Origin of the sequence: Bacillus sp. HY001 (assembly GCF_007558965.1) — a bacterium.
Lineage (GTDB): Bacteria > Bacillota > Bacilli > Bacillales > Bacillaceae_G > Bacillus_A > Bacillus_A mobilis.
Genome location: NZ_VLTE01000157.1, coordinates 1 through 274, shown reverse-complemented (window position 1 = coordinate 274; position 274 = coordinate 1). Strand labels below are relative to the sequence as shown.

The window sequence follows — 274 nt, the reverse complement described above, 5'->3', positions numbered from 1 at the left end:
GCCTCCGTTACACTTTAGGAGGCGACCGCCCCAGTCAAACTGCCCACCTGACACTGTCTCCCGGGTCGATAAGACCCGTAGGTTAGAATTTCAATACAGTCAGGGCGGTATCCCACCAGCGCCTCCACCGAAGCTAGCGCTCCGGTTTCAATGGCTCCCGCCTATCCTGTACAAACTGTACCAAAATTCAATATCAGGCTACAGTAAAGCTCCACGGGGTCTTTCCGTCCTGTCGCGGGTAACCTGCATCTTCACAGGTACTATAATTTCACCG

Annotated in this window: 1 rRNA gene; it reads right to left on the bottom strand. The window is 53.6% G+C overall.

Annotated elements, in window-relative coordinates:
- A 23S ribosomal RNA gene (locus FOT98_RS29570) occupies positions 1 to 274 on the bottom strand; the annotation flags it as partial.